At 60.7% G+C, this 13,154-nt stretch carries 12 protein-coding genes; 3 read left to right on the forward strand and 9 right to left on the reverse strand.

Translation table 11 applies throughout. From position 1 onward, the window contains the following. Positions 1–1,455: a flavin-containing monooxygenase gene (locus tag ACA070_RS11560; RefSeq protein ID WP_497451218.1), complete on the reverse strand. Its 1,455-nt coding sequence runs from the start codon at positions 1,453–1,455 to the stop codon at positions 1–3. Between the two features lie 275 nt (positions 1,456–1,730). On the opposite strand from ACA070_RS11560, the gene ACA070_RS11565 reads away from it, so the two are divergent. After that, the gene (locus ACA070_RS11565) at positions 1,731–2,804 is read left to right on the forward strand and encodes a diguanylate cyclase (protein ID WP_497451219.1); all 1,074 of its coding nucleotides are present in this window, start codon (positions 1,731–1,733) and stop codon (positions 2,802–2,804) included. Between the two features lie 216 nt (positions 2,805–3,020). On the opposite strand, the gene ACA070_RS11570 is transcribed toward ACA070_RS11565, so the two are convergent. The 8 genes from ACA070_RS11570 to ACA070_RS11605 form a co-directional block, all read right to left on the reverse strand. Next, the gene (locus tag ACA070_RS11570; RefSeq protein WP_094471765.1) at positions 3,021–3,890 is read right to left on the reverse strand and encodes an isocitrate lyase/PEP mutase family protein; all 870 of its coding nucleotides are present in this window, start codon (positions 3,888–3,890) and stop codon (positions 3,021–3,023) included. Positions 3,891–4,175: 285 nt separating this feature from the next. Next, a complete protein-coding gene (astA, locus tag ACA070_RS11575; RefSeq protein WP_497451220.1) occupies positions 4,176–5,210 on the reverse strand; it encodes an arginine N-succinyltransferase in 1,035 nt (344 codons plus the stop codon). Between the two features lie 61 nt (positions 5,211–5,271). After that, positions 5,272–6,288: an arginine N-succinyltransferase gene (locus ACA070_RS11580; protein WP_497451221.1), complete on the reverse strand. Its 1,017-nt coding sequence runs from the start codon at positions 6,286–6,288 to the stop codon at positions 5,272–5,274. A 119-nt stretch (positions 6,289–6,407) separates the two neighbouring features. Further along, complete coding sequence (locus tag ACA070_RS11585) at positions 6,408–7,757, reverse strand: APC family permease (RefSeq protein WP_462026687.1); 1,350 nt, start codon at positions 7,755–7,757, stop codon at positions 6,408–6,410. A gap of 57 nt (positions 7,758–7,814) precedes the next feature. After that, positions 7,815–8,567: an N-formylglutamate amidohydrolase gene (locus ACA070_RS11590; protein WP_497451222.1), complete on the reverse strand. Its 753-nt coding sequence runs from the start codon at positions 8,565–8,567 to the stop codon at positions 7,815–7,817. Next, on the reverse strand, positions 8,551–9,882 hold the full coding sequence (locus tag ACA070_RS11595) for a glutamine synthetase family protein (protein ID WP_497451223.1): 1,332 nt from the start codon (positions 9,880–9,882) through the stop codon (positions 8,551–8,553). The genes ACA070_RS11590 and ACA070_RS11595 overlap by 17 nt, the downstream gene beginning before the upstream one ends. Further along, positions 9,879–10,523 carry a cysteine hydrolase family protein gene (locus tag ACA070_RS11600; RefSeq protein ID WP_497451224.1) on the reverse strand — a complete coding sequence of 215 codons (645 nt, stop codon included), beginning with the start codon at positions 10,521–10,523 and terminating at the stop codon, positions 9,879–9,881. Before ACA070_RS11600 ends, ACA070_RS11595 begins: the two co-directional genes overlap by 4 nt. Positions 10,524–10,525: 2 nt before the next feature. Then, a complete protein-coding gene (locus ACA070_RS11605) occupies positions 10,526–11,380 on the reverse strand; it encodes a MurR/RpiR family transcriptional regulator (protein WP_497451225.1) in 855 nt (284 codons plus the stop codon). A gap of 341 nt (positions 11,381–11,721) precedes the next feature. Here ACA070_RS11605 and ACA070_RS11610 point away from each other — a divergent pair, with 341 nt between their 5' ends. Both ACA070_RS11610 and cobF read left to right on the forward strand, forming a co-directional pair. Beyond that, a complete protein-coding gene (locus ACA070_RS11610) occupies positions 11,722–12,282 on the forward strand; it encodes a histidine phosphatase family protein (RefSeq protein ID WP_497451226.1) in 561 nt (186 codons plus the stop codon). Continuing rightward, positions 12,282–13,037 carry a precorrin-6A synthase (deacetylating) gene (gene cobF, locus ACA070_RS11615; RefSeq protein WP_497451227.1) on the forward strand — a complete coding sequence of 252 codons (756 nt, stop codon included), beginning with the start codon at positions 12,282–12,284 and terminating at the stop codon, positions 13,035–13,037. The genes ACA070_RS11610 and cobF overlap by 1 nt, the downstream gene beginning before the upstream one ends. Positions 13,038–13,154: the final 117 nt, after the last annotated feature.

The raw sequence follows: 13,154 nt of genomic DNA on the forward strand, positions 1-13,154 counted from the left end.
TCAGGACAAAATGTGGTCAGCGGGTTTCAGTGCCCGGGTCAACCGGTGATAGCTGAAACTGAACCCCGGAAACATCGCGATCACATGACCGCTCTTGCTTTGATACCAACTGTGGCAGCCCCCGGACTTCCACACGGTGCGCTCCATTTCGCGGTGGATCATCTCAGTGTAGGTACGTTCTGCCTCGGGGCGTACTTCGATGCTGCGCAAACCCTGTTCTTTCAGCGTGCGGATGCAGTCGAGGATGTAATTCATCTGCGATTCGATGATGAACAGCGCCGAGGTGTGGCCGATGCCGGTGTTGGGCCCGGTGACGATAAACAGGTTGGGAAAGTCCGGCAGGCTGGTGCCCAGATAGGCCCGCGGGTACTGGGCCCAGACGTCTTTGAGTCGGGTGCCGTTTTTGCCGGTGACCGGGTAGGAAATCGCCCCGTCGGTGGCGTCGTAACCGGTGGACCAGACGATCAGGTCCAGGTCGATGTGCTGACCGTCCTGGGTAACGATGCCGGTTTCGTCGATGGAGGCGATGCCCTGTTCGCGACTGTGCAACGTCACGTTGCTGCGGCCGAGCGCCGGGTAAAGGGTGCTTGAGACAATCACTCGCTTGCAGCCGATGGTGAAGTCCGGTGTCAGTTTTCGGCGTAATTCGGGGTCGGGCACCTGGCGTTTGAGGAAGCGCAGGGCGTGTTGCTGGACCATGCGGATCGCAGGTTTTGAGTATTTGAAGGCGATGACCCGGGTCTCAAACTGCCAATAGAGCATCCAGCGCAGCAGTTTGTAAGCCGGTTTGAGGCCCAGCAGCCAACGCTGGAAAGGTCCGAAGGTGCGGTCGGCGCGTGGCAATACCCAGTGCGGCGTGCGCTGGAACACATGCAAGTGCTCGACGTCGGGGGCAATGGCCGGAATCACCTGCGCCGCACTGGCGCCGCTGCCGACGATGGCAACGCGTTTGTGATGATAGTCGAAGGTGTGATCCCAGTTGTTTGTGTGAAAAGTCTTGCCCTGAAAGCGTTCCTGGCCTTCAAAGTGTGGGACGACGGGTTGGCTCAGCGGCCCCGTCGCATTGATCAGGAACTGCGCGTAAAACGTGCCTTTGGCGCCGGTGTGCACCGCCCAGCGTTGGCCGTCGGCGTCCCACTCGATGCGTTCGACATTGGCTTGCAGTTCGACCTTGTCCCGAAGGCCGAAATGCTCCACCACGTACTGGGTGTAGTGGTGCAGTTCAGCCTGTTCGGCGAACATTTGCGTCCAGCGGTACGGGGCGAAGGACAGTGAATAGAGCGGCGAGGGCACATCGACGGCCGCGCCGGGGTAGGTGTTCTGGCACCAGGTGCCGCCAAAGAAGTCCCGTCGTTCCAGCAGGCGAAAATCGTCGATGCCTGCCTTGAGCAAATTGATCGCCGCGCACTGACCGCCAAAACCGCTGCCGATGATCAACACTTGAAAGGTCTGCATGGGCCTCCTTTTTTATCGTGGTTTATCCAATCCTCCCTTCATGTATAGCCCAAACAGTGCACACATAACCTGTGGGAGCGGGCTTGCCCGCGAAGAGGCCCTCAAAGCCGCCAAAAGCTTCGCGGGCAAGCCGGATCGCCGCCCGCTCGCGCCTACGGAACTGCGTCTATTCAGGCTGCCCGCCGGTGATGGCTATTTAACGTTGCCCTGATAGACTCCCAGCACACCCGCAACCCTTGTGTTGTCAGGTTCCGTTCTGTGGCTCAGAGGCACCTATGGGGAAATCGGGAGGAAAAGGACTTTCACTGGCCAGGAGGCTCTATACATCGCGAACCCTGGGTCTGGCCTTGGGGCTGTTGTGCGTGGGCGCGGCGATGTATCCACTCAACCCGGCGCCTTGGGTTTGGGGGCTGATGCTGTTCAATGGCGTTGTCTGGCCGCACGTTGCCTATCAATGGGCGCGTCGGGCGAAGGTGCCCTTTCACGCCGAACATCGCAACATCCTGGTCGATGCCTTTCTCGGCGGCTTCTGGGTTGCCGTCATGCACTTCAACCCGCTGCCGAGCGCGGCGACGCTGTCCATGATGGCCATGAACAACGTGGCGATCGGCGGATTGCGTTTCCTGCTGGTGGGCACGGCCGCGCAGATGCTCGGGATCGGTGTCGGCATGCTGATTTTCACACCGGTCGTCTTCGCGCAAACCAGTCCGTTGCAGCTGTACGCCTGTTTACCCTTGTTGATTCTGTATCCACTGGCGCTGGGCTGGATCTGCTTTCGCCAGGCCACCACCCTTGGCCGGCACAAACGCGAACTGCTGGCCTTGAGCCGAACCGACAGCCTCACCGGCCTGCTGAATCATGGCGCCTGGAAAGACCAACTCGAAGTTGAATTCCAGCGCTGCCAACGCCAGCAGCAGGGCGGGGCGATTGCGTTGATCGACATCGACCATTTCAAAATCATCAATGACACCTACGGCCACGTCGCCGGGGACATCGTGCTGCGGCAGCTGAGCAAAATGCTCAAGCAGAACCTGCGGGCGACTGATGTGGCGGGGCGTTATGGCGGTGACGAATTCTGCGTGCTCCTCCCGGACTTCCCCCTCAACAGCGCGGCGGCTGCCATGGACGCCTTGCGTGATCGCTTCGCCACCCTGGGCTACGAACAGGACCCGGCACTGAAAGTCAGCCTGAGCATTGGCCTGGCCGCGTTCAACCCGGCCCACACCGACGCCACCCTGTGGCTCAACGACGCCGACCAGGCGCTCTACGAAGCCAAGAGCACCGGCCGCAACCGCGTCATCTGCCGCGTCGACGGCCAGCCCCAACACGAACTGCTCGATCCGGTCTGAAGTCACGTACAAATCCCCTTGTGGCAGCAGGCTTGCTCGCGAAAGCGGTGGGTCAGCTTGCAATGATGTTGAATGAACTGTCGCCATCGCGAGCAGGCTCGCTCCCACAGGGATTGCAGGTGTCCGCAAATCATGCGTTCACTAAAAAACCTCTGTGGGAGCGAGCCTGCTCGCGATGGCGTCAGGTCGGTTAACACCTTCAAACGCTCTGAGCGGTTATTCCTTCACACTCATAAACTCTTCCGCCCAACGGATGTATTCCTCAGGCTGCGTATACGTGTGAGTCAGCTCGGTAGCGCTCAAATCCGATGCCTGGGTAAAGATCTGCCGTTGCTCACGCAAGCTGTCGTAAGTCGCTTTGATCGCCGCGAAGTAAGCGCCGTGACCGTCAATGGTCACCCGCACGCCCAGTTCAGCCAGGCGTTTGTCGTCGCGCAGCGCCGGGTTGCCGTAAGTCACCAGCATCAGCGGTACGGTCAGGTGTTCGGCAATCTGTTCGAGGTGATCGAAGTCCCGCACGCCCACCATGCAAATCCCGTCCGCACCGGCCTGCTGGTAATGGCAGGTACGGCTGATGACTTCCTGAACTGGCAGGATCCCGGCGTTGGTTCGCGCAATGATCGCCATTTCCGAGTCGACCCGGGCTTCCAGTGCCGCGCGAATCTTGCCGACGCCTTCCGCCACCCCGATCAGGTCGGTGGATTTGCGCCCGAATTGCGCGGGCAGCAGGGTGTCTTCGATGGTCAGCGCGGCGATGCCGGCGCGTTCCAGTTCGACGATGGTGCGCATCACGTTGAGGGCGTTGCCGTAGCCGTGATCAGCGTCGGCGATAACCGGTAATTGGGCGACACGGCCGATGCGTGTGGCCTGTTCGGCGAATTCGCTGAGGGTGATCAAGGCAAAGTCGGGGGCGCCCAGCACCTGCAACGAGGCGACGGAACCACCGAGGATACCCACTTCAAACCCCAGGTCAGCCGCAATGCGGGCCGACATCGGGTCGAAGACCGACGCCGTGTGGTAGCAGGCGTTGGAAGCAAACAGCTCGCGGAAATTACGGCGCAAATCTTGATGAGAAAGCCTGGACATATGAGTTCCACCAATACAAAGGAATGGAAAGGCTTGAGCAAAGGTGTCAACGCCGAAGGAACAAAAGGCTATCACGCGGACGAGGGGAAGATGATGACGAATTTTGCACAGAGAAGATGACACCCTTCCTGTGGCGAGGGAGCTTGCTCCCGTTCGGCTGCGCAGCAGTCGTAAACAGCTGAGCGCGGTGTGTCTGAAAAAAAGTGGAGGCTGGTTTTGGGGCCGCTTCGCAGCCCGGCGGGAGCAAGCTCCCTCGCCACAGGGTGGTGAGGATTCAGGATCTGATCAGGCCGCAACAGCCTGCCGCTGTTGACTGGGCAGCGGCACCGCTCTCACAGAATTACCCGGTTGCAGCTGCAGGCGTTTGGCGGTAAGTCGGTCGACGACCAGGCTATTGCCCACCAACCTGGCCTGGGCGGTGGTGATGCGGCAGTTTTCCAGGCGGCGGTTGTGGATCAGCCACACAGGGGCCTGCTCGTCAGGCGTGCCGATGGCCAATACCAGCGGTTGGCTGTCGCGTACGGTGCGGATTTTCGCGATCGGGGCTTCGATCACCGGGCCTGCGTCGAAGATGTCGATGTAGCCCTGATGAACAAAACCTTCGGCCTTGAGAATCTTCAGCGCCGGTTCCGTGTTCGGGTGTGCCTTGCCGATGACGGCCTGGGCCTGTTCCGTGAGCAGGCAGGTGTAGAGCGGCTGGCGTGGCATCAATTCGGCGATGAACGATTTGCTGCCCAGCTCCGACAGGTGATCGGCGTGGCTGAAATCCATCTTGAAGAAGTGTCGTCCCAGGCTGTCCCAGAACGGTGAACAGCCCTGTTCGTCGGCGCTGCCGCGCAGTTCGGCGATCAGCTTGTCGCCGAACAGGTGCGGAAACTCGGCAACGAACAGCAGGCGCCCCAGGGACAGCAACCGACCATTACTGCCATGGCGTTGATCGGGACGCAGAAACAGCGAGCAGATTTCCGATTGGCCGGTCATTTCGTTGTTCAGGAACAGCGTCGGAATCTGTCGCTGAATACCCAGGTCCGGCGACGAACTGACCGTCAGCCCGACCCGATAGTTGTACCAGGGTTCACGCAGGCCAACGGCGCCGGCCAGCGCACTGATGCCGACCACTTGCTGATCGTCATCTTCCAGCACGAACAGGTAGTCGGCATCCGCACGCTCGACTTGCTCGGCGAAAGTCCGCTGGGCCCAGCGCACCCGGTGCGTCAGGCGTTCTTCGTTGGCCGGCAGGGTGGTGAACCCGGGGCCGGCCTGTTGCACCAGATCCATCAAGGCGGGCAGGTCGGTGATGCGAACCGGGCGGACAATCATGATGCAGCTCCTTCTTCACGCCCGTCCGGGCGCTGTCGTTGGGCACGGGGCCGGGTGATGCTCACAGGGCAATCAGCCGGATCGGGCTGCCATCAGTGACATTCAGGGCGGCGCACATCTCGGTGCTCAACCCCACCGGTTGCCCGGTCTGTACATTCAAGTCGGCGACGATGGCGCGATAGTCCTTGAGCGCATCGTTGCTCACCAGATAACTGCCGCGCGTATCGATGGGCGAAGCCAGTTGCACCATGGCGGTCTGGCTTTGGGCGATGGAGAGGATGTTCGAGTTGCGCGCATACAGCGTCGGGCCAGCGTCGAACAGGTCGATGTAGCTGTTGGTTTCAAATCCCTCGCGCTCAAGAATATCGAAGGCCTCCTGGCCATCGGGGTGGATCCGGCCGATGCAATCCTGTGCAGCCTGGGGCAGCATCGGCACGTAAATCGGGTATTGCGGCATCAGTTCGGCGAGGAAGGTCCGGCTCTCCAGACCGCAGAGTCGCTCGGCCTCGGCGTAGGGCAGGTCGAAGAAGTGCTTGCCCAGTGCATCCCAGAACGGTGATTGCCCTTCATCGTTGCTGTAACCGACGATCTCGGTGATCACCGCTTCGGCAAAGCGCTGTGAATGGGCGGCAATGAACAACAGGCGCGCCCGGGACAGCAGCTCTGAAAACCGTGTGCGCACCAGCGCCGTGTCGATATGAAAGCCCCGCAGCAATGTGTGGCCGCTGAGGTCCTGGCACAACGACAGCGCCGGCACACCGTGCTCGATGTTCAGCTCTCGGGAAGCGCTGGTGAAGTGACGGTTGCGCAAGCTATAGAACGGTTCATTGAACCCTGCGGTGGCAAGGATTTCCGAGCACCCCACCAGACGCCGGGTCGCGAGATCCTCCAGCACGAAGAAATAGTTCTCCGGGCCATGAACCTCAACGTCGTTCTCGAACGAGGCGCAGGAGTCGAGAATCCTCAACCGCAGGCGTTCCGTGTCGTCCGGCAAGGACGTGACACCGACCAAACTGTCGCGCGCCAGTTGCTGCAACTGGGGCAGGTCGGTTAACTCGACTGGGCGTAAGACCAGCATGGATGTACTCCTGTATCAAAGGGTTCGGCGGTGTGTGCCGAACCTGACTATCACTGTCGGTTTCCACGCGTTAAATCGGCGGTCGCCTGATTTGTTGTCAGACGCCGCTCTTTTTCTTGTCAGCCGTTGCTCGGGTCGGGCAACGCCGTGCTGGCGCCCAGCTTGTTGAGGAAAAACAGGTACACCAGGCCCAAGGCAATCCAGATCAGGCCAAGTTTTTGTGCATCGACGCCCATGTTGTACATGATGGCCGCGACGATGATGAAGCCAATCACCGGGCAGATCAGGTGACGGATCACCTGGCCGGACTTCTGCCGGCGCCAGTAATAATTGATGACGGTCAGGTGAAGCAACATGAAACCGCTCAACGCGCCGAAGTTCACCAGCGAGGTGAGGGTGTCCACCGAGTTGATGAACAGGTAGCAGATCACCAGCGACAGCACGGCCACCAGATAAATGCTCAGGTAAGGGGTGTTGTGTTTCGGGTGAACCCTGGCCAGCACTTTTGGCAGTTTGCCGTCCCGCGCCATGCCGAACAGCAGGCGAGATACCGCCGCTTGTGAAGTAATGGCGACCGCTACACCCCAGGCCAGGGCCGTGGCCACGCCGGTCAGGGTTGCCAGCCAACTGCCGGCGGCTATTTCGGCGATTTCATAGAACGCGGTGTCGGCGGAGGTGAAACCCATGCCGGCCGCCAGGTCAGTGGCAATCCAGGTCTGCACGACGAAGATCACGCCCATCACCAACAAGGTGATCAGCGCAGCCTTGCCGACGCTGCGGCCCGGGTCGCCCTTGATTTCTTCGGCGAGGGTGGAGATCGCATCGAAGCCGAGGAAGGACAGCACCGCAATCGACACGGCTTGCATCAGCAGGGCGAAGTTGAAGGTGTCGGGGTTATACAGCGGCGCCAGGGTCAGCTGACCGTTGCCGCCGCCGCTGTGCAGCGCATTCCAGGCGTAGAACAGGAAGATCCCCAGAACCACCAGTTGCGCCAGCAGAAAGACAATGTTCATGCGTGCGGTGAACGTGATGCCCCGGAGGTTGACGAAGGTCGCGCTGACCAGAAACGCCAGGATGAAGCCGACTTTGGGAATGTCCGGGTACAGGTGATTCAGCGCCATGGCCGCGTACACGTAAAGCAGCGGCGGAATCAGCAGGTAATCGAGCAGCATCAGCCAACCGGCGATAAACCCGACATGGGGGTTGAGGCCGCGTTGCGCGTAGGAATAAACCGAGCCGGCAATCGGAAAGGCCCGTGCCATGCTGCCGTAACTCAGGGCCGTGAACAGCATCGCGACCATGCCGATGATGTAGGCCAGCGGCACCATCCCTGGGGCTTCGGCGTTGACGTAACCGTACACGCCGAACGGGGCGATGGGGATCATGAAGATCATCCCGTACACCACCAGGTCGGTCAGCGACAGGCTACGTTTCAACTCTTGCTTGTAGCCGAATTCTTCTATTTCCATGAAGCCCTACTCCTTGGGATCAATGCAGCTGCAAGCTGCGAGTTTGACGCGATTTTCTTACAACAGTGGTGAAAGGAAACCTGTCCAGCGACTGACGTTTTCAGGTGTGCGCAGCAGATCGTTGCGCACTTCGATCAACACCGATTCCAGCCCCCGTGCATCGCCGTGCACCGGCACCGTCATGTCGCCCAGCGGGTTGATTTTGTACGGTTCATTGCCGGCGACCTTCAAGGGGTGCTGGCTCAACCCGTCAATAACGCGTTGGGCGTAACCTTCGGCTGCACGAAACAGCACGCCGACTTCGAGCGCGCGCGGCTGGCCGTGGTAAACCGGGGTGAAGCTGTGAATGCCGACGACCCGAACCGGCCGCCCTAGTGCGACACGCTGGTCGATCAAGGTTTGCAGCCGGGCATGAAACGGTTTGAACAGGCATTCGCGGCGGTACTCACGCGTGGCCTCGTCCAGATCCCGGTTACCCGGTATCTGATAAATCTCGCTCTGCGACGGGATGCTGTCCGGGGCATGGCGCGGGCGGTTGAGGTCAATCAACAGCCGTGAGTAATTGGCCGCCAGCAGCGTTGCACCCAGAGCTTGGGACAAACCCTCAGCCAGTGCCAGTGCGCCAATGTCCCAGGCGATATGCTCGCGCGCCGCGTCGTGACTCAGGCCCAGGTCATTTAGCCCGGCCGGGATAAAACGACTGGCGTGTTCACACACCAGAATCAATGGGTGCTCTGAGTCTTCGCGGCTCAGGGTGTACGCGGGCTTGGTAAAAAGACCGAGTTCAGCGGATTCAGTACAGGCGTGCATAGTGCTCACAGCGTTCGGCGGGCGACAGCTGTTCCGTCAGCGTCAGTTCCTCGGTTTTAAGGGCGAAGTAGGTGTCCATCAACGCGCTCGGCAGGGCTTCTATCAGCGCCTCGCTGTTGCGCAGGCACTCGAGCGCCTGGGCAAGAGAAGCGGGCAGGGCGACGATGCCTCGGGCGTGGCGTTGTTCTTCATTCAGGGAATCAGGGACTTCATCGGTGATCGCGTTCAAGGCCAGGCGTTGCTCGATGCCCAGGCGACCGGCGATCAGCAGTGCGGCCATGGCCAGGTGCGGCGAGGCCGTGGCGTCCATGGCGCGAAATTCCAGGTTGTATTGCGCCGCCACGGATTTGCCGCCCAGGCTCACCGTCGGGCAGATCCGCAGCGCCGCTTCGCGGTTGCGCTGGCCGAGGCAGGCGTAGGAGGCGCTCCAGTGATGCGGCTGCAAACGCTCGTAGGACACCGGTGTCGGCGCGGTGAACGCGCACAGCGCCGGCAAGTAATGCAGGATGCCGGCGGCCCAGTGCTGGCCGAGGGTCGAGAGGCCATTGAGGGTGCCGGCGTCGTACAACAGCGGCTGGCCGTCCAGGTCCAGCAGGCTGACATGCAGATGGACGCCGTTGCACACGGCATGCTCGGAGGTCTTGGGCGCAAAGCTCACGTCCAGGCCCATCTGCCGGGCGATTTCGCGGGTGATCTCGCGCACGTTCACCGCGCGGTCCGCCGCCGCCACACCGAGGGCGGGGCGGCAGGTGATTTCGTATTGATGCTTGCCGTATTCAGGCAGGAACATTTCCGGTTCGACGCCGCCGGCACGCAGGGCGCTGAGCAGCCAGCCACCAAACTCGGCGCCCTGACGCTGGGCCTCAAGGGAGAACGCCAGTTGATCGGCCGCGTCGCTGCTCAGGTTGAATTCATGTTCGAACGCGGCGTTGACCTGCAAGCCCAGTTCGGCGCGATAACGCTCCACTTCATTGCGCAACAACGTTCGCGGACAGGCCCCCCACGGGCGGCCATCGGTTTCGTTGATGTCGCCGTGGATGAAGTCCAGCGCCGGGGCCGTGGTGTCCGGGCCATTGTTGACCGTCACCCGGCTGCTCAGGTCGGGAATCAGGCGCAAGTCGCCATAAGCGCCCCACGGGTTGGTGGAGGCGATGATGTCTTGCGGGGTCAGGGCGCTGTTGGCCGGCACCCAGCCGCAGCCCGCTGCCCGATAGTGTTCGAGTTCGTCCGTCGGGAACGAGCGACCGCGGGTCACGCCGATCAGGTCGGTGGTGACGATGGTGGTCATGGGCAGCGGCGCCAGGCGTTCGCTCATGGCTGCATCTCCTGCAACCGGCCGAGCACGGTCTGGGTGTCGGTGATCCAGCAGTAACCCTTGATCGCGTTCAGGCAGGCTTGATGACGCTGCGGCGTGTAGGTCGCACAGGCATCCTCCACCAGCGTCACCAGGTAGCCACGGTCCGCGGCGTCACGCACGGCCATGTCCACGCACTGGTCGGTGACGATGCCGGCGATGATCAGGTGCCGCGTTTCAAGGTTGCGCAGCACGTAGTCAATGTTGGTGGAGTTGAACACCCCGGAGGAGGTCTTGGGCAGGACCATTTCGTTTTCTGTCGGTGTCAGGTCGTCGATGATCCGCGCCTGCGTACTGCCCTTGGGCAAGTGCATGTCCGAGAGTTTGTGGTCCAGCGAGCGGTCGCGCCCATCGGCGGTCAGGCTTTCGATGATCGTGTGCAGCACGTTTTGTCGCGCGCTGCGAAAGGCACTGAGCAGCCGACGTTGATTGGGCACCACCTGCATGTGGGTGCGGGTCAGGAAGTATTCGCCGTCCGGTCCGTTGAGGTGCGGATCGAACTGCGGTTCGAGCCAGGCACGCTGCATGTCCACCAGCAACAGCGCGGTGTGATCGGCAGTGAACGGCAAGTCCCGGGGCGAGTGGTGGGGGAGCGTGAACATCCTTATTTATCCTCCAGCAGGTGGGTGTCGAAGTCGGTCCGCAGGGCATCGATGCCTTCCAGGCGATCGGCCAGCTCCGGACTGCGCAGGGTCAGGCAGGCAATCAGCGCCTCGATCTGGGCCAGCGCCGGGACCATGCTGTCGAAGGCCGACACCGATTCCACCGGCGCACTGATAATCAGGTCGGCCATTTCCCGCAGCGGTGAAGCATAGATGTCCGTGAACAACACCACGCGGGCATATCGGCTTTTCGCCGCATTGGCCACGCGCAGGGCCTGTGATTGGTAGCGGCGATAGTCGAACACCAGCACCACGTCCTGGCGCTGCACGTCGAACAGCCGGTCCGGCAGTTGCGCGTTGTCTTCCAGGGCGAAACAGCCTGGGCGCAGCAGGCGCAAATGGTTGAGCAGATAACTGGCGAGGAAACTGCTGAAGCGTCCGCCGAAGCAATGAACCTGATGGCGGGTGTCGAGCAGCCATTCCACCAGAATCCGCACATCTTCGGGTTGGGTCAGCGCGTGGGTATCCACCAGCGCCCGATGGGTGCCCGCCAGGTAATGACTCCATGCGTCGCCTTTCTGAAGGTGAGAACGAAGCTGCAACAGAGCGCTGGGGGACCGGAGGCGGTGGTCCATGTCGCTGAGCAAGGCATCCTGAAAATCGGCGTAACCGCTGAAACCCAGTTTTTTTACCAATCGCACGATGGTGGGGTCGCTGACACCGGCATGTTCGGCCAAACGTGACATCGGCCCCAGTCCGTTACGCGGGTACTGGTCCAGCAAGGCACGAATGACTTTGCGTTCCGACGGTGTAAGGTCCAGGCCGGGATCGGTGATCAGGTCTCTGAGAGAGGGCATCCGGGCTCCTGCTGGATGGGTATGTCGGTTTTGTTTCATAAATTGCTAAAACAGTATTTATGTAGCGCATGCTACATGTCTAGTGAATTTTTCCATGGTTTTTCCAGCGTCAAAAATGAGGCGAAAAGCCCGTGCGCTGGGGGCTACACGGAAGTCGACCGGCCTTGTAGTCCATCGCCCGCAAGGGTGTCAGAGATTGCTGAATTTCAACGGTTAAATGAGTCCGCGCCCCGTCGTTGCTGATTCAAACGAAACGCCCTGGATCAAGCGTCTTGCGGCACAATTGCGTGATTATTTGCGGCATCGTGCCGTTTTCCATTTCGTCGACAGGGTGATAATCCGTGCAGGCAACCCGTTTGACCCTGATGTGCCACGCTCGAACCGTCGCACAAAAATTGGCGAGTTTTCCTACGAATGAGCCGTTGGAATTTTATAGGCAATCGGCGAAGGGTTCGCGGAGCCGCCAGTTCGAGGGGGCGCCACGGTTGCTCTGTGGTCCGGAGTTACGCACGCAGCAGACGGCCGAGTTGTTTGGCAATGATGTTGAAATCGTCTCGGCCTTGAGGGATTGCGACTTCGGACGGTGGAAGGGCGCGCGGATCGATGACCTGCAAAAGTCCGAACCCGAGGCTCTGCAGGCCTGGCTCGACGACCCGACCTCGGCGCCCCATGGTGGTGAGTCGGTCGCACAACTGGGCGAGCGCGTGGCGCAGTGGCTCAAGTCCCTTGAGACAACACCGGGGCATATCCTTGCCATCACCCATCCCTTTGTCATTCGCGCCGCACTGACGCAGGTGTTGCAGGCTGTGGCGTTCAACCTGATCGACGTCGAACCGTTGTCGGCCATCGAGTTGCGCTTCACCGGCCGCTGGCGCCTGCGTTTGCTTGAAGGAGTCATTTGATGAAAAAGCTTCTGGTCATCGGCATCGGCGCCGGCAACCCTGACTACATCACGATGCAGGCCGTAAAGGCGCTGAACCTCGTCGATGTGTTTTTCCTGATGGACAAGGGCCAGAGCAAAGACAAGCTGATCGACCTGCGCCGTGAGATCTGCGAACGCTACATCACCGATCATGACTTCCGCTTCGTCGAAGCCCACAGCCCGGAGCGCGAACGCGGGGATGTGGACTACAAGACCAGTGTCGAAGATCTGAATCTCGCCAAGCAGCAAACCTTCGAGCGATTGATCAATGAGGAAATCTCCGACGATCAGTGCGGCGGTTTTCTGGTGTGGGGCGATCCGGCGTTGTACGACAGCACCCTGCGGATTTTGCAGGCAATCCTGGCGTCGGGCCGCTGTGCGTTCGAGTATGAAGTGATCCCCGGCATCACCAGCGTTCAGGCACTGGCGGCGCAGCACAAGGTGCCGCTGAATCGCATCGGCCGCTCGATTGAAATCACCACCGGCCGACGGCTGGCGGCGGGGCAGGTGAGCGATGCCGACAGCCTGGTGGTGATGCTCGATGCCGAGGATTCCTACCATCAAGTGGCGGATCAGGAGACCGATATTTACTGGGGGGCGTATTTGGGGACGCCGGATGAGATTTTGATCCGCGGCAAGCTCAAGGACGTGGCGGATGAGATTGAGCGGGTGCGCAAGGCGGCGCGAGTGGCTAATGGGTGGATTATGGATACCTATTTGTTGCGTAAACCTTGAGGTAGGTGGTGTCTGGGCTGACGTCATCGCGAGCAGGCTCGCTCCCACATTGGATCTTCAGTGTTTACACAAATCCCTGTGGGAGCGAGCCTGCTCGCGATGGGGCCCTAAAACTCA

The sequence above is a fragment of the Pseudomonas sp. LBUM1678 genome, assembly GCF_059695575.1.

Excerpts from the sequence above, each read along its gene's own strand:
- ACA070_RS11565 (WP_497451219.1), top strand. The coding sequence starts at position 1,731 with ATGGGGAAATCGGGAGGAAAAGGACTTTCACTGGCCAGGAGGCTCTAT.
- ACA070_RS11605 (WP_497451225.1), bottom strand. The coding sequence starts at position 11,380 with ATGCCCTCTCTCAGAGACCTGATCACCGATCCCGGCCTGGACCTTACA.
- ACA070_RS11585 (WP_462026687.1), bottom strand. The coding sequence starts at position 7,757 with ATGGAAATAGAAGAATTCGGCTACAAGCAAGAGTTGAAACGTAGCCTG.
- ACA070_RS11570 (WP_094471765.1), bottom strand. The coding sequence starts at position 3,890 with ATGTCCAGGCTTTCTCATCAAGATTTGCGCCGTAATTTCCGCGAGCTG.
- astA (WP_497451220.1), bottom strand. The coding sequence starts at position 5,210 with ATGATTGTCCGCCCGGTTCGCATCACCGACCTGCCCGCCTTGATGGAT.
- ACA070_RS11580 (WP_497451221.1), bottom strand. The coding sequence starts at position 6,288 with ATGCTGGTCTTACGCCCAGTCGAGTTAACCGACCTGCCCCAGTTGCAG.
- ACA070_RS11600 (WP_497451224.1), bottom strand. The coding sequence starts at position 10,523 with ATGTTCACGCTCCCCCACCACTCGCCCCGGGACTTGCCGTTCACTGCC.
- ACA070_RS11560 (WP_497451218.1), bottom strand. The coding sequence starts at position 1,455 with ATGCAGACCTTTCAAGTGTTGATCATCGGCAGCGGTTTTGGCGGTCAG.
- cobF (WP_497451227.1), top strand. The coding sequence starts at position 12,282 with ATGAAAAAGCTTCTGGTCATCGGCATCGGCGCCGGCAACCCTGACTAC.
- ACA070_RS11595 (WP_497451223.1), bottom strand. The coding sequence starts at position 9,882 with ATGAGCGAACGCCTGGCGCCGCTGCCCATGACCACCATCGTCACCACC.
- ACA070_RS11590 (WP_497451222.1), bottom strand. The coding sequence starts at position 8,567 with ATGCACGCCTGTACTGAATCCGCTGAACTCGGTCTTTTTACCAAGCCC.